At 68.0% G+C, this 13,273-nt stretch carries 16 protein-coding genes; 11 read left to right on the plus strand and 5 right to left on the minus strand.

Features of this window, described 5'->3' with window-relative positions; all coding sequences use genetic code 11:
* Window positions 1-10 precede the first annotated feature (10 nt).
* From R5H19_RS05830 to hisIE, 10 genes are all read left to right on the plus strand, one after another.
* On the plus strand, window positions 11-172 hold the full coding sequence (locus R5H19_RS05830; RefSeq protein ID WP_318158006.1) for a 30S ribosomal protein THX: 162 nt from the start codon (window positions 11-13) through the stop codon (window positions 170-172).
* Between the two features lie 191 nt (window positions 173-363).
* Window positions 364-699 (plus strand): YerC/YecD family TrpR-related protein, encoded by a 336-nt coding sequence (locus tag R5H19_RS05835; protein ID WP_318158007.1) that lies wholly within the window; start codon window positions 364-366, stop codon window positions 697-699.
* A complete protein-coding gene (gene hisG / locus R5H19_RS05840) occupies window positions 696-1,589 on the plus strand; it encodes an ATP phosphoribosyltransferase (RefSeq protein ID WP_318158008.1) in 894 nt (297 codons plus the stop codon). The genes R5H19_RS05835 and hisG overlap by 4 nt, the downstream gene beginning before the upstream one ends.
* 13 nt (window positions 1,590-1,602) lie before the next feature.
* A complete protein-coding gene (gene hisD, locus R5H19_RS05845) occupies window positions 1,603-2,901 on the plus strand; it encodes a histidinol dehydrogenase (protein WP_318158009.1) in 1,299 nt (432 codons plus the stop codon).
* Complete coding sequence (gene hisC, locus R5H19_RS05850) at window positions 2,898-3,959, plus strand: histidinol-phosphate transaminase (protein ID WP_318158010.1); 1,062 nt, start codon at window positions 2,898-2,900, stop codon at window positions 3,957-3,959. The genes hisD and hisC overlap by 4 nt, the downstream gene beginning before the upstream one ends.
* On the plus strand, window positions 3,956-5,020 hold the full coding sequence (gene hisB / locus R5H19_RS05855; RefSeq protein WP_318158011.1) for a bifunctional histidinol-phosphatase/imidazoleglycerol-phosphate dehydratase HisB: 1,065 nt from the start codon (window positions 3,956-3,958) through the stop codon (window positions 5,018-5,020). The genes hisC and hisB overlap by 4 nt, the downstream gene beginning before the upstream one ends.
* A gap of 127 nt (window positions 5,021-5,147) precedes the next feature.
* Window positions 5,148-5,738: an imidazole glycerol phosphate synthase subunit HisH gene (hisH, locus tag R5H19_RS05860; protein WP_318158012.1), complete on the plus strand. Its 591-nt coding sequence runs from the start codon at window positions 5,148-5,150 to the stop codon at window positions 5,736-5,738.
* On the plus strand, window positions 5,735-6,463 hold the full coding sequence (gene hisA / locus R5H19_RS05865) for a 1-(5-phosphoribosyl)-5-[(5-phosphoribosylamino)methylideneamino]imidazole-4-carboxamide isomerase (RefSeq protein WP_318158013.1): 729 nt from the start codon (window positions 5,735-5,737) through the stop codon (window positions 6,461-6,463). The genes hisH and hisA overlap by 4 nt, the downstream gene beginning before the upstream one ends.
* Window positions 6,457-7,227: an imidazole glycerol phosphate synthase subunit HisF gene (hisF, locus tag R5H19_RS05870; protein WP_318158014.1), complete on the plus strand. Its 771-nt coding sequence runs from the start codon at window positions 6,457-6,459 to the stop codon at window positions 7,225-7,227. The genes hisA and hisF overlap by 7 nt, the downstream gene beginning before the upstream one ends.
* Window positions 7,228-7,246: 19 nt before the next feature.
* On the plus strand, window positions 7,247-7,870 hold the full coding sequence (gene hisIE / locus R5H19_RS05875; protein WP_318158015.1) for a bifunctional phosphoribosyl-AMP cyclohydrolase/phosphoribosyl-ATP diphosphatase HisIE: 624 nt from the start codon (window positions 7,247-7,249) through the stop codon (window positions 7,868-7,870).
* Window positions 7,871-7,876: 6 nt separating this feature from the next.
* Here hisIE and R5H19_RS05880 read toward each other — a convergent pair whose 3' ends face one another.
* Genes R5H19_RS05880 through R5H19_RS05895 form a run of 4 tightly spaced genes read right to left on the minus strand, consistent with a single transcriptional unit; the run spans window position 7,877 to window position 10,859 of the window.
* Window positions 7,877-8,884, minus strand: coding sequence for a C13 family peptidase (locus tag R5H19_RS05880; RefSeq protein WP_318158016.1), 1,008 nt, complete (start codon window positions 8,882-8,884; stop codon window positions 7,877-7,879).
* Between the two features lie 21 nt (window positions 8,885-8,905).
* Window positions 8,906-9,592 (minus strand): acireductone synthase, encoded by a 687-nt coding sequence (gene mtnC, locus R5H19_RS05885; RefSeq protein WP_318158017.1) that lies wholly within the window; start codon window positions 9,590-9,592, stop codon window positions 8,906-8,908.
* Window positions 9,593-9,648: 56 nt separating this feature from the next.
* Window positions 9,649-10,212 (minus strand): acireductone dioxygenase, encoded by a 564-nt coding sequence (locus tag R5H19_RS05890; protein ID WP_318158018.1) that lies wholly within the window; start codon window positions 10,210-10,212, stop codon window positions 9,649-9,651.
* Window positions 10,209-10,859, minus strand: coding sequence for a methylthioribulose 1-phosphate dehydratase (locus R5H19_RS05895; RefSeq protein WP_318158019.1), 651 nt, complete (start codon window positions 10,857-10,859; stop codon window positions 10,209-10,211). Before R5H19_RS05895 ends, R5H19_RS05890 begins: the two co-directional genes overlap by 4 nt.
* Before the next feature lie 165 nt (window positions 10,860-11,024).
* On the opposite strand from R5H19_RS05895, the gene R5H19_RS05900 reads away from it, so the two are divergent.
* Entirely contained in the window at window positions 11,025-11,357 is a 333-nt protein-coding gene (locus R5H19_RS05900) for a high-potential iron-sulfur protein (RefSeq protein WP_318158020.1), read from the plus strand.
* 383 nt (window positions 11,358-11,740) lie between these two features.
* On the opposite strand, the gene R5H19_RS05905 is transcribed toward R5H19_RS05900, so the two are convergent.
* Window positions 11,741-13,222 (minus strand): amino acid permease, encoded by a 1,482-nt coding sequence (locus R5H19_RS05905; RefSeq protein ID WP_318158021.1) that lies wholly within the window; start codon window positions 13,220-13,222, stop codon window positions 11,741-11,743.
* Between the last annotated feature and the right edge of the window lie 51 nt (window positions 13,223-13,273).

Below are 13,273 nucleotides of genomic sequence, written 5' to 3' on the forward strand. Positions count from 1 at the left end.
GAGTTCCCTCATGGGCAAGGGCGATCGCAAGACCCGTCGCGGCAAGACCTATCGCGGCAGCTACGGCAACACCCGTGCGCATGGCGTGCTGCCGGCCGTGGTGGGCACCAAGCCGACCGTGACCAAGCCGGCTGCTGCCAAGAAGGCCGCGCCGAAGAAGAAGTCGGCCTGATCGGTTCCGGCCGTATCCGTCCTGAAAAACCCCCGCCTCGGCGGGGGTTTTTTGCTTTCGGGACACGGACATGCCGGACTGCTCCGGCCGGCATGCCGGCACCGATCCGCTTCGGTACCGGCGGAAAGGGTTTGCCGCAGTGCCGCATGCCATGTATGATGCGCACCACTGTATTAACGCATTAGCACATTATGAAGCGTCGATCGCATGATCCGGAAACTCCCGCCGAGTCGGCTGAGCAGAGTCTGTACGAGGCATTGCTGTCGCTGAAGAACGTCGAAGAAATGAGCGCCTTCCTGGGCGACCTGTGCACGCCGGCCGAGCTGGAGGTGCTGGTCGACCGCTGGCGGGTGGTGCCGTTCCTGCTCGACGGCATGCCGTACCGGGAGATCCGCGAGCGCACCGCGGTCAGCATCACCACCATCGGGCGGGTGGCGCGCTACCTCAACCAGGGCAACGGCGGCTACCTGGCCGCGGCGGTCCGTGCCTCGCGGCGGCAGGCACAGACGACGAGAAAGAAGGCATGAAGCCGCGCGACCGATTGCGCATCGCGATGCAGAAATCCGGCCGGCTCACCGAGCCGGCGCTGGAGCTGCTGGCCCGCTGCGGACTTACCTTTCGGCAAAGCCGCGACAAGCTGTTCTGTTTCGGCGAAGGCGAGCCGGTGGACCTGTTGCTGGTGCGTGACGACGACATCCCCGGCCTGATCGCGCAGGGCGTGTGCGACGTGGGTATCGTCGGGCGCAACGTGCTGGACGAATTCCGGCTCACCGCGGGGCGCGAGGCCGAACCGCTGAGCGAACTGCGTCCGCTCGGTTTCGGCCGTTGTCGGCTGTCGATCGCGGTGCCGCAGGAGCTGGACTATCGCGAGCCGCGGCAACTGCAGGGTCGGCGCATCGCGACCTCCTACCCCGGTCTGCTCGGCGAGTGGCTGCGGACGCAGGGGATCGACGCCGGCGTGGTGACCCTGGCCGGTTCGGTCGAGATCGCGCCGAAGCTGGGCACTGCCGATGCGATCTGCGACCTGGTGCAGAGCGGCGGCACGCTGGTGGCGAACCAACTGCGCGAGGCCGACGTGCTGCTGCAGAGCGAAGCGGTGCTGGCCGGGCCGCAGGCATTGCCGGCGGACGAGCGAGGCGATCTGCTGGAGCTGCTGCTGAAGCGGCTGGACGGGGTGATCCAGGTGCGCGAGTCGCGCCTGCTGCTGCTGCAGACCCCGCGTCACGCGCTGGAGGCGGTCACCCGCCTTTTGCCCGGCGGCCCGCAGCCGACCCTGCTGCCGGTGGCCGGCCAGCCGGACCAGTTGATGCTGCAGGCGCTGTGCGCCGGCGAGGTGAGCTGGCGGCAGCTGGAAGAAATCAAGAAGGCCGGCGCGCGCGAGATGTTCGTGCTGCCGGTGGAGAAGATGCTGGCATGAGGAACGGGTTCGCATGAAACGCCTGGACTGGAACACCCTGGATGAGGCGGCCCGCCGTGAGGCGCTGGTGCGCCCGGCACAGTCGCGTACGGGCGACCTGCGTCGCGGCGTCGAACGGATCGTCGCCGCGGTGCGCGAACGCGGCGACGCGGCGTTGCGCGAGTTCAGCGCGAGCTACGACCGCTGCACGCTGGACGCGATCGAGGTCGGCGAGGCCGAGTTCGCCGCCGCGGCGGCGGCGCTCGACCCCGCGCTGAAGGCGGCCATCGCCGAGGCGGCCGCGCGGATCGAGCGCTTCCATCGCGCCGGCGTGCTGCCGCCGGTGGCGGTGGACACCGCTCCCGGCGTGCGGGTGGAGCGAATGCTGCGGCCGATCGAGCGGGTCGGCCTGTACGTGCCGGCCGGCAGCGCGCCGTTGCCGTCGACTGCGCTGATGCTGGGCGTGCCGGCACGCATCGCCGGTTGCCGTGAGGTGGTGCTGTGCTCGCCGGCGCGCGCGAATGGCCGCTGCGACGAGGCGGTGCTGTACGCCGCGCGGCTCACCGGTGTGCATCGGGTGTTCAAGCTCGGCGGCGCCCAGGCGATCGCCGCGATGGCCTACGGCAGCGAGTCGGTACCCAGGTGCGACAAGCTGTTCGGCCCCGGCAACGCCTGGGTCACCGAGGCGAAGCTGCAGGTGTCGGTCGATCCGGATGGCGCGGCGATCGACATGCCGGCCGGCCCGTCGGAAGTGCTGGTGATCGCCGATGCCGAAGCGGCGCCGGCCTTCGTGGCCGCCGACCTGCTGTCGCAGGCCGAGCACGGGCCGGATTCGCAGGTGATCCTGCTCGCCGATTCGGCCGAACTGCTCGATCGGGTAGCCGCGGAAGTCGAGCGGCAGTGCGCCGCCCTGCCGCGAGCCGAGGTCGCGCGGCAGGCGCTGGCGCAAAGCCGCCTGATCCGGGTCGACTCGCTGGCGCAGGCGGTCGAGGTGAGCAATCGCTACGCGCCCGAGCACCTGATCCTGCAGGTGGCCGCGCCGCGCGCGCTGCTCGACGGCATCCGCAGCGCGGGCTCGGTTTTCCTTGGCCAGTGGACGCCCGAATCGGTGGGCGACTATTGCAGCGGCAGCAACCATGTGCTGCCGACCTACGGCTACGCGCGCAGCTACAGCGGAGTATCGGTGGCGAGTTTCCAGAAACAGATCACGGTGCAGGAGGTCAGCGCCGATGGCCTGCGCCGCATCGGCCCGTGCACGGCCACGCTGGCGGCGGCCGAGCAACTGGAGGCGCACCGCCGTGCGGTGACCTTGCGGCTGGAGGCCCTGGCATGAGCGTGCTCGACCTGGCGCGGCCGGAGATCCGCGCCATGCAGCCGTACTCCTCGGCGCGCATGGAAGCCGACGGCGGTGAAATCTTCCTCAACGCGAACGAGTCGGCGTGGGCGCCGGTGGGCGACGACGGGCTGGGTTGCAACCGCTACCCCGAGCCGCAGCCTGCGGCGCTGGTCGAGGCGCTGGCGCGACTGTACGGCGTGCGGCGCGAGCAGCTGCTGGTCGGCCGCGGCAGCGACGAGGCGATCGACCTGCTGGTGCGCGCCTTCTGCCGCGCCGGCCGCGACGCGATCCTGATCCAGCCGCCGACGTTCGGCATGTACGCGGTGTGCGCACGGGTGCAGGATGCCGGCCTCGTCGAGGTGCCGCTGGCGGGGGATTTCGCCCTGGACATCGACGCGGTGCTGGCCGCGCTGACCCCGGCGGTGAAGCTGGTCTTCATCTGCACGCCGAACAATCCCACCGGGCAGCCGGTGCCTCGCGTCATGGTCGAGCGGCTGGCGCAGGCGTTGCGTGGTCGCGCCTTGCTGGTGGTGGACGAAGCCTACGTGGAGTTCAGTGATGCGGGCAGCGTGGCGGACCTGATCGACCGCTACGACAACCTCGCCGTGCTGCGCACTTTGTCCAAGGCTTGGGCGCTGGCCGGCGCGCGCATCGGCAGTTTGCTGGCGAACGCCGGGGTGATCGCGCTGCTGCGCCGGATCATGGCGCCGTACCCGTTGCCCTCGCCGTGCGTGGATGCGGCGTTGTTGGCGTTGTCCGGCTGGGGTCAGGCGAATGCGCGAGAGCATGTCGCCGTCGTGCGCGAACAGCGCGCGCGGATGCAGGCCGAACTGCGCCGGTTGCCTGGCGTGCGTGAGGTGCTGCCGTCGCAGGCGAATTTTCTTGCCGTGCGCTTCGATGATGCCGGCGCCGCTTACCAGCGCCTGCTCGCTGCCGGCGTCGTGGTGCGCGACGTGCGTCGCTACCCGAATCTCGGCGATGCGCTGCGCATCACCATCGGCACCCCGGCAGAGAACGATCGGGTATTGGCCGTCCTGCAGGAAACCAGCCCGTGAGCCGCAAGATTCTCTTCCTCGACCGCGACGGCTGCCTGATCGAGGAGCCGGCCGACGAGCAGATCGACAGCTACGAGAAGCTGGCCCTGCTGCCGGACGTGATTGCCGCCCTGCAGCGTTTCGTCGCCGCCGGCTACGAGCTGGTGATGGTGACCAACCAGGACGGGCTGGGCACCGACAGTTTTCCGGAGCCGCATTTCACCGGCCCGCACGAATTGTTGCTGCGCATCCTCGCCTCGCAGGGCATCTGCTTCCGCGAGGTGCTGATCGACCGCAGTTTCCCGCATGAAGGCCAGGACACGCGCAAGCCCGGCATCGGCATGCTGCGCCATTATCTCGCCGACGACGGCTGGAGTCGCGCCGCCTCGGCGATGGTCGGCGACCGCGAGAGCGACCTGCAGTTCGCCGCCAACATGGGCGTGCGCGGCTTCCGCGTCGGCCCGCATGGCATCGGTTGGGCGGCACTGGCGCACCGGCTGCTCGATGCGCCGCGCGTCGCCACGGTGAAGCGCGACACCAGGGAGACCCGCATCACGGTCAGCGTGGACCTGGATCGCGCGGCCGAGCCGAAGGCACGGACGGGGCTGGGCTTCTTCGACCACATGCTGGAACAGATCGGCAAGCACGGCGGTTTCGCGCTGGAGCTGCAATGCGACGGCGACATCCACATCGACGAGCACCACACCATCGAGGACTGCGCGCTGGCGTTGGGCCAGGCACTGAAACAGGCGCTCGGCGACAAGCGCGGCATCGGTCGCTACGGCTTCACCCTGCCGATGGACGAGGCACAGGCCAGCGCCGCGCTGGACTTGTCCGGTCGGCCGTACTTCGTGTTCGAGGGCCGCTTCCCACGCGAGCGCGTGGGCGAGGTGCCGACCGAGCTGGTGCCGCATTTCTTCCGTTCGCTGTGCGAGAGCCTGGGCGCCAATCTGCATCTGTCCGTGCACGGCGACAACGCGCATCACATGGTCGAAGCCTGCTTCAAGGCGGTGGCGCGCACGCTGCGCCAGGCGATCCGCCGCGAGGGCAGCGAATTGCCCAGCACCAAGGGCGCGCTGTGATGCGCGTTTCCCGACTGTTTCCCCAGCCTGCAGGAGCCCGCTTGCGGACGATGCACTGCCACCTCCCATGGAAAGAGGCATCATCCGCGAACGGGCTCCTGCAGTTTTTTTACCGGGAGGGGTCTGGATGAGCATCGTGCTGGTGGATGCCGGCGGCACCAACATCGGGTCGGTGCGCTATGCCCTGCAAAGGCTCGGCGTAGACGCTGCGCTGACCTCGGATGCCATCGCGATCCGCGCCGCCGACAAGGTGATCCTGCCTGGCGTAGGTGCGGCCGGGCCGGGCATGGCGCGGCTGCGCGAGCTGGGTCTGGTCGAGAACCTGCGTGCCTTGACTCAGCCAGTGCTCGGCGTGTGCCTGGGCATGCAGTTGCTGTGTGCGCATTCGGAGGAGGGCGATACCGAATGCCTCGGCCTGATCCCGGCGCCGGTACGCCGTTTCTCCGAAGCTCCCGGTTTGCGCGTGCCGCACATGGGCTGGAACCTGTTGAGCGCGAGGCAGGCGCATTCCCTGCTGGCCGGGCTGGGCGACGATGAGCAGGCGTACTTCGTGCACAGCTATGCGGTGCCGGTGGGCGACTGGACCCTCGCCAGCAGCGACTACGGCGAGGCATTTTCCGCCGTGATCGCGCGCGACAACTACTACGGCATGCAATTCCATCCCGAGCGCTCCGCCGCCGTCGGCGCGAAGCTCCTCAAGAATTTCCTCGAACTATGAACTTCGACGTGATCCCCGCGATCGACCTGCGCGGTGGCCAGGTCGTGCGCCTGAGGCAGGGCGACTATGCGCAGCAGACCACGTATGCGGCCGATCCGCGTGAACTGGCGCGGCGTTACGCCGACGCCGGCGCGCGCTGGTTGCACCTGGTCGATCTGGATGGTGCGCGCTCGGGTCGGCTCGACAATCTCGCGGTGATCCGTTCGATCGCGGCAGATGGCATGCAGGTCCAGGCCGGCGGTGGAGTGCGTGACGAAGTGGACCTGCAACGTTTGTTCGACGCCGGCGTGCAGCGGGTCGTGCTGGGCAGCGTGGCGATCCGCGATCCCGAACTCGTGGCCGGCTGGCTGGACAAGCACGGCGCTGAACGGCTGACGCTTGCCCTCGACACACGCCGCATCGACGGCCGCTGGACCCTGCCCAGCGCCGGCTGGACCGAAACCGAGGCGCGCACGCTGGACGAGCTGGCGCCGTGGTATGCCGCGCGTGGCGCGCGCCACCTGTTGTGCACCGACATCGACCGTGACGGCATGCTGGCCGGCTTCAATCTCGATCTCTATCGCCACCTCGCCGGCACGGTGCCGTCACTGGCCGTGCAGGCATCCGGCGGTGTGCGCTCGCTGGACGACATCCGCGCCGCGCGCGAGGCCGGTGCGCACGGCGTAATTCTCGGCCGCGCGCTGCTGGAAGGGCGCTTCACCGTCGAGGAGGCATTGGCATGCTGAGCCGACGCATCATTCCCTGCCTGGACGTGCGCGGCGGCAAGGTGGTCAAGGGCGTGCGCTTCCGCGATCACGTGGTGATGGGCGAGATCGTCGATCTCGCGCTGCGCTACCGCGACGAGGGTGCCGACGAGCTGGTGTTCTACGACATCACTGCCAGCCCCGAGGGGCGCAGCGTGGACCGTGGCTGGGTCGAGAAGGTGGCCCGGGTGATCGACATCCCGTTCTGCGTGGCCGGCGGCATCCGCGCGGTCGACGAGGCACGCGCGGTGCTGCATGCGGGCGCGGACAAGATCTCGGTGAACTCGCCGGCGCTGGAGCGGCCCGGGCTGATCGACGAACTGGCCGCCGCGTTCGGCGTGCAATGCGTGGTGGTCGGCATCGATTCGCTGCGCGATGCCGACGGCGAATGGCGGGTGCGCCAGTACACCGGCGACCCTGCGAAGACGCAGGCGCTGCCACGCCGTACGCTGGACTGGATGGTCGAGGCGCAGCAGCGTGGCGCCGGCGAGATCGTGCTGAACTGCATGGGCAGCGACGGCGTGCGCCGGGGCTACGACCTGGAGCAACTCGCGGCCGTGCGCGCGCTCTGTACAGTGCCCCTGGTCGCTTCGGGCGGTGCGGGCACGCCGGAGCATTTCCGCGACGCTTTCGGCATGGCCGACGTGGACGGCGCGCTAGCGGCCAGCGTGTTCCATTCCGGCGCGATCGCGATCCCTGCACTCAAACATTATCTGCACGAACACGGCGTTCCGGTACGCCTGTGAGCCACGAGGAATGACCGCGATGAGCGACAACTCCGATACCAGCCGCCTCGACTGGGCCAAGGGTGGCGGCCTGCTGCCCGCCATCGTGCAGCACTGGCTCACCGGCGAGGTGCTGATGCTCGGCTACATGAACTCCGAGGCGCTGGCGCAGACGCAGGCCGGCGGCCGGGTGACCTTCTTCAGCCGCAGCAAACAGCGGCTGTGGGTGAAGGGCGAAAGTTCGGGCCACGTGCTGGCGCTGAAATCCATCCGCGCCGATTGCGATGCCGACACCCTGCTGGTGCAGGCCGAGCCGCAAGGGCCGACCTGCCACCTCGGCACCTGCAGTTGCTTCGGCGAAGCCGTGCGCCCGCCGCTGGGCTTCCTCGCCGAACTCGATGCGCTGGTGGCGCAGCGCCATGCCGAGCGTCCGCCAGGCAGCTATACCACCCGGCTGTTCGACGGTGGTATTCGCCGCATCGCGCAGAAAGTGGGCGAGGAAGGCGTGGAAACCGCGCTGGCCGCGGTGACGCAGAATGACGGGGAATTGCTGGGCGAAGCGGCGGACCTGCTGTTCCACCTCATGGTGGCGCTGCGCGCGCGCGGGCTGGGTCTGGCCGATGTCGCCGGCGTGCTGGCCGACCGGCATGCGGGGCGCGGTTGAGCCGGGTTATTGGGTGGTGACGGCGGAGGCGTCGGCAGGTGTCGCCGGCCTGAACGGCACGCTCGGGCCGGGCGTGATGCCCTTGCGCCACAGCGCCAGCTGCGCGGCGATGCCGCTGCCGACGTCGAGCTGCGGTTCGGAGGGCGTCAGCTGGTCCCGTCGCTCCCAGCCGGCGATTTCACCGCTGGCCTGCCTGAACGCGTCGACGAAATTGTCGGTGTGGTTCAGCGCATCGACCAGCCAGGCCTTGCCGAAATAGGTGATGTCCGAGTCGCTGCCGCAGCCGAACGAGCTGCGGTCGCTGCGGGCGGCGGTGAGCACCAGCGTGCCGGGGCCACGCAGCGGCGGCACGAAGCCGCCGGAGTAGCAGGCGTTGATCACCACTACCTTCCACTTGAACGGGTGCAGCGCCAGGATGCCGGCCAGGTCGTCGGCGCCGATCTGGTCCAGCGGCAGCGGATCCATGTCGACCAGCAGGCTGTGGTCCTCGCTGCCATGGCTGGTGAAGTACAGCAGCAGGATGTCCTGCTCCGGCTGCATCACCTCGTGCAGGCCCTTGAGCGCGCTTTCCAGGTTGCTCCAGTTGGCCAGCGGCCGGGTGGTCAGGCTGGCCGGGTTGTTTGCCAGCACCAGGCTGTGCGCACTGGCGCCGAAGCGCTGGGCGAACAGCTGTGCCGCATACTCGGCTTCGTTGCGGAACACGTCTTCGCCGCCATCGCCGGCGAAGGCCAGCAGGTACAGGTTCGGCTTGCCCGGCACCCGCGGGCCGAGCGCCGCCAGCGCGTCGCGCATCATCCGCGGCTGCGCGTACAGCACCTGTTCCGGGGTGGGAGCCTGGCTGGGCCAGGGGGTGGCAGCGGCTACATCGTCCGGTGCGGCTTCAAGTGCCGCACTGCCGGGGGACGCAACGGCAGTGCGGCTGGCGATTGGCGGCATGGCCGGACGGCCCGGCCACCAGGAGGCCAGCAGCACCCCGGCGGCGAACGTGAGCAGGACGGTCAGGACGCTACGCATGGCAAGGCTCGCGCGGCGGGTTCAGGGCGTGATCGCGTCGAAGTCGCGATAGACCGGGTGGCGCGGCGATTCGGGCAGATCCTGCGGCGCACGCACCAGCCAGCCGGTGTGGAAGCCGGCGGCCCGAGCGGCGTCGAGTTCTTCCACGATGTCGGACAGGAACAGCAAGTGCCGGGGTTGTTCGCCGATTGCTTCGGCGATGCGCCGGTAGGATCCGGTTTCGCGCTTCGGGCCGGTTTCGGTATCGAAGTAGCCGGCAAACAGTGCGCTCAGGTCGCCCGCCTCGCTGTGCCGGAAGAACAGCCGCTGTGCCGGCACCGAACCGGAGGAGTAGACGTACAGCCGCAGCCCGTCGGCGCGCCAGTCGCGCAACCGGGCGGCGACTTCCGGGTAGACGTGGGCGCGATAATCGCCGGCCTCGTAGCCATCCTTCCAGATCATGCCCTGCAGCGCCTTCAGCGCGGTGGACTTGCGATCCTGGTCGATCCACTGCAGCAGCAGTTCGATGATGTCCTGGCGGCTGGCCTCGACCAGCCCGGCTTCGCGGGCGGCCTCGTGCAGCCAGTGCTGCACTTCGGGCTTGCCGCCGTGGGTTTCGACGAAGGCGGGCAACCGCTTGCGCGCGTACGGGAACAGCACGTCGCGAACGAAGTCGATCGAGCTGGTGGTGCCCTCGATGTCGGTGACGATGGCGCGGATTTCGATCATGGCGGCGGCATGGGTGGGTTGATCAGCATAAACGAATGGCGCGCCGGCAGCCGTCGTCAGCCCGGCGCAGCCTGGTGCGGCTGCATCCGCGGGAACCGCTGCGCGATGTCGTCGCCGGTGAAGTTGGCCACCCAGCCTTCCTTGTTGGTGAACAGCCGGATCGCCACGAAGTAGGGCGATTCGCTCATGTCGAACCAGTGGCGGGTGCCGTCGGGCACGCCGATCAGGTCACCCGCCTCGCACAGCACGTCGTACACCTTGCTGTCGATGTGCAGGGTGAACTGCCCGGCGCCGGCGACGAAGAAGCGCACCTCGTCCTCGCTGTGGGTGTGCTCGTTGAGGAACTTCTGGCGCAGCACGGCGCGGTCGGGGTGATCGGGGGCGAGGCTGATCACGTCGACGGCCTGGTAGCCCTTTTCGCTCATCAGCCGGTCGATGTCGCCGCGATAGGCCGCGATCACCTCGTCCTGGCTGGCGCCCGGCGCGATCGGCTGGCTGGCATCCCACTGTTCGAAGCGGACGCCGACCTTGCCCAGCTCGGCGGCGATCGCGGCGTGTTCCTCGAGCACCGCCAGCGGCGATTGCGGCCGGGTTTCGTCGAAGATGCGCAGTCGGCTCATGATGCCCTCAGCTTTTTCAGGTCAAGTTCGCAGCCGAGCAGGAACTCCAGCGCTTCCAGGTGGCGCTGGGCCTCGGCCATGTCGCGGCCCCACGTGTAAATGCCGTGGCCGTCGATCAGGTAGGCGTGCAGCGGCTTGCCCGCGTCCAGCCAGGCGTCGACCCGGGCGGCCAGTTCGGGCATGTGCTGGGTGTTCGGGAACACCGGAATCTCCAGCACGCTTTCGTGGGTGCGGCAATCGCCGATCGCTTTCTGCAGTTCCCAGCCTTGCAGGCGGATCACGCCGTCGCCGGCGAACAGCCGCGACGCCACGCTTTGCGTGCGCGAGTGGGTGTGCAGCACCGCGTTCACCTCCGGCCAGCGCCGGTAGACCTGGGTGTGCAGCGCCGTCTCGGCACTGGGGCGGGCATCGGTGCCAACGGCGCTCCCGTCCAGGTCGATCAGCATGATGTCGTCGCGGCCGAGCCTGCCCTTGTGCCGGCCCGAGATGGTGATGGCCGCGTGATCGGCATCGACCCGCATCGAGAAGTTGCTGCTGGTCGCAGGCGTCCAGCCAAGCAGGGACAGCTCGCGGGCGGTGTCGACGATGGCATCGGCGCACTGCTCGAACGCTCTGGCGGGGATGGCGGCTGGGAGGGTCTGGCTCATGCGGTTTGGACGTCCAAATGAGCATGGACTATACCATGCGCCAGTGTACGACCCGCATGGAATGAGAGCCATTCTCGCCAGTCAGGAAAGATTTGGATGGTGGGCGTACCATTCGGCGAAGATCCGGCGCAGGGTGCGCCGGACGATTCCGACGGAGGCTTGCCCATGTCGAAAGAACAAGATATCGAATCGCGTCGCCGGTTCCTCAAGGTGGCTGCCGGTACCACGGCGGCGGCCGTGATGATGGGCGGCTTGCCGCGCTTTGCGCGGGCGGCGGATCTGCCGCCGGTAAGCGAATCGGACCCGACTGCGAAGGCATTGGGCTATGTGGAAGACGCCACGAAAACCACCAATGCGAAGTACAAGGCCGGCGACGACTGCACCAATTGCCAGTTCTACACTGGCGGCCCCACTGGCCGCGGACCGTGCCAGTTGTTCCCGGGCAAGTCGGTGAACGCGAAGGGCTGGTGCGTGTCGCACACGCCGAAGAAAGCCTGATCACACCACCCAGGATGTCCGAGTTCGAAGGGCCGGCTGATCGCCGGCCTTTTCGTTTCTGCGCGTGATGGCGTGTCGTGCTGGCAAAAGTGCGGCCCGGACACACCAGGCTGAGGAGCTACTCACCTGACGCGCCGAGCCGCGATCCGGGGCCCACTGCCAAGTGATCAACCCGCGGACTGAGGATGATACTCCCGAGTTTGCAGAAAGGGCGATTGCCGCCGGGAATTCTCTTGAAAAATTCTCGTTAAATAAATAAAAAACAAAGACTTGCGATGGAATTCGCAAGCCTTGCAGAGAATTTGAGCATTCTTTGCGAATGAGGGGACTTCTTGGCATTTAAGCGCAAACGAGCGACTTTCGTCGATTTTCGACGAATTTAATCACTCAGAGGCGGCGGCTCTCTTCGCGGCATTCCGCAACTGGCTGTGCCGGTTGCCGTAGCAGAAATAGATCACCAGCCCGAGGATGGTCCAGCCGATCATCAACGACCAGTTGTACCAGGCCATGGTGGACAGCAGGGCGAGGCAGCTGAGGATGCCGAGCGTGCAGACCACCGGTGCGAACGGCACGCGGAAGGTGCGCGGCAACTCCGGCCGGGTGTGCCGCAGGATCCACACGCCGGCGCATACCGCCATGAACGCGATCAGCGTGCCCATCGACACCAGGTCGCCCAGCACGTCCAGCGGGAAGATCGCGGCGAGCAGGGCGATGCCCGCGCCGGTGATCAGCGTGTTCAGGTGTGGCGTACGGTGGCGTGGATGGATCCGCGTGAACACCTTCGGCAGCATGCCGTCACGGCCCATGATCATGAAGATGCGCGGCTGCGCGATGATCATCACCAGCACCACCGATGACAGGCCGAGCAGCGCGCCGACCTCCACCAGCCAGCGCAGCCACTCCAACTGCGGGTGTCCGTGCAGGGCGGTCACCACCGGCTCGTTGGTGCCGAGCAGGGTGTACGAAGTCAGGCCGGTCATCACCGCGGCCATCGCGATGTACAGCACGGTGCAGATCGCCAGCGAGGCGAGGATGCCGATCGGCAGGTCGCGTTGCGGATTGCGCGATTCCTGCGCCGCCACCGAGGTCGCCTCGAAGCCGATGTAGGCAAAAAACACCATCGCCGCACCGCGCAGCACGCCGCCCCAGCCGTACTTGTAGTGACCCTGCGACTCCGGCACGAACGGGGTCCAGTTGGACGGATCGACGTAGCGCCAGCCGACCACGATCACCAGGGTGATCAGACCGACCTTGAGCGCCACCATGGCTGCGTTGGCCAGGCTCGATTCGCGGATGCCGACGTAGCAGATCCAGGTCAGCAGCAGCACGATGGCGACCGCCGGCAGGTTGAACAGGGCGCCGGTGGCAACCAGTTGGTGGTCGGCGGTGAACTCCAGTGGTGCCTTGGTCAGTGCCGCGGGCAGGCTCAGGTCCATGTTGAAGGTATGCCCGACGTGGTCGAGCAGACTGAGGAAATAGCCGGTCCAGCTCACTGCCACCGCGGAGGCCGACACGCCGTACTCAAGCACCAGGTTCCAGCCGATGAACCACGCCATCAGCTCGCCCAGCGTGGCGTAGGCGTAGGAATAGGCGCTGCCGGAAACCGGAATCAAGGTGGCGAACTCGGCGTAGCACAGCGCGGTGAACGTGCTGCAGATCGCCGCCAGGATGAAGGACAGGATCACTGCCGGCCCGGCGTGGTCCGCCGCTGCCTGGCCGGTGATCACGAAGATGCCGCCGCCGATCACCGCGCCGATGCCCAGCGCGGTCAGCCCCCAAGGCCCCAGGGTGCGGCGCAGGGTGGGGCCATGGGTATCGTCAGGTTCGTTGAAGTCGGTCTTGCAGGCGAGCAACTGCTTGAGCATGGGCGGTCGTCTTCGAAAGCGGGGTGTCCGGTTCCATCCGGGAAGCGCAAA

Origin of the sequence: Rhodanobacter sp. KK11, from assembly GCF_033345435.1 — a bacterium.
GTDB lineage: Bacteria > Pseudomonadota > Gammaproteobacteria > Xanthomonadales > Rhodanobacteraceae > Rhodanobacter.

Excerpts from the sequence above, each read along its gene's own strand:
- R5H19_RS05830 (WP_318158006.1), top strand. The coding sequence starts at position 11 with ATGGGCAAGGGCGATCGCAAGACCCGTCGCGGCAAGACCTATCGCGGC.
- R5H19_RS05835 (WP_318158007.1), top strand. The coding sequence starts at position 364 with ATGAAGCGTCGATCGCATGATCCGGAAACTCCCGCCGAGTCGGCTGAG.
- hisG (WP_318158008.1), top strand. The coding sequence starts at position 696 with ATGAAGCCGCGCGACCGATTGCGCATCGCGATGCAGAAATCCGGCCGG.
- hisD (WP_318158009.1), top strand. The coding sequence starts at position 1,603 with ATGAAACGCCTGGACTGGAACACCCTGGATGAGGCGGCCCGCCGTGAG.
- hisC (WP_318158010.1), top strand. The coding sequence starts at position 2,898 with ATGAGCGTGCTCGACCTGGCGCGGCCGGAGATCCGCGCCATGCAGCCG.
- hisH (WP_318158012.1), top strand. The coding sequence starts at position 5,148 with ATGAGCATCGTGCTGGTGGATGCCGGCGGCACCAACATCGGGTCGGTG.
- hisA (WP_318158013.1), top strand. The coding sequence starts at position 5,735 with ATGAACTTCGACGTGATCCCCGCGATCGACCTGCGCGGTGGCCAGGTC.
- hisF (WP_318158014.1), top strand. The coding sequence starts at position 6,457 with ATGCTGAGCCGACGCATCATTCCCTGCCTGGACGTGCGCGGCGGCAAG.
- hisIE (WP_318158015.1), top strand. The coding sequence starts at position 7,247 with ATGAGCGACAACTCCGATACCAGCCGCCTCGACTGGGCCAAGGGTGGC.
- R5H19_RS05880 (WP_318158016.1), bottom strand. The coding sequence starts at position 8,884 with ATGCGTAGCGTCCTGACCGTCCTGCTCACGTTCGCCGCCGGGGTGCTG.
- mtnC (WP_318158017.1), bottom strand. The coding sequence starts at position 9,592 with ATGATCGAAATCCGCGCCATCGTCACCGACATCGAGGGCACCACCAGC.
- R5H19_RS05890 (WP_318158018.1), bottom strand. The coding sequence starts at position 10,212 with ATGAGCCGACTGCGCATCTTCGACGAAACCCGGCCGCAATCGCCGCTG.
- R5H19_RS05895 (WP_318158019.1), bottom strand. The coding sequence starts at position 10,859 with ATGAGCCAGACCCTCCCAGCCGCCATCCCCGCCAGAGCGTTCGAGCAG.
- R5H19_RS05900 (WP_318158020.1), top strand. The coding sequence starts at position 11,025 with ATGTCGAAAGAACAAGATATCGAATCGCGTCGCCGGTTCCTCAAGGTG.
- R5H19_RS05905 (WP_318158021.1), bottom strand. The coding sequence starts at position 13,222 with ATGCTCAAGCAGTTGCTCGCCTGCAAGACCGACTTCAACGAACCTGAC.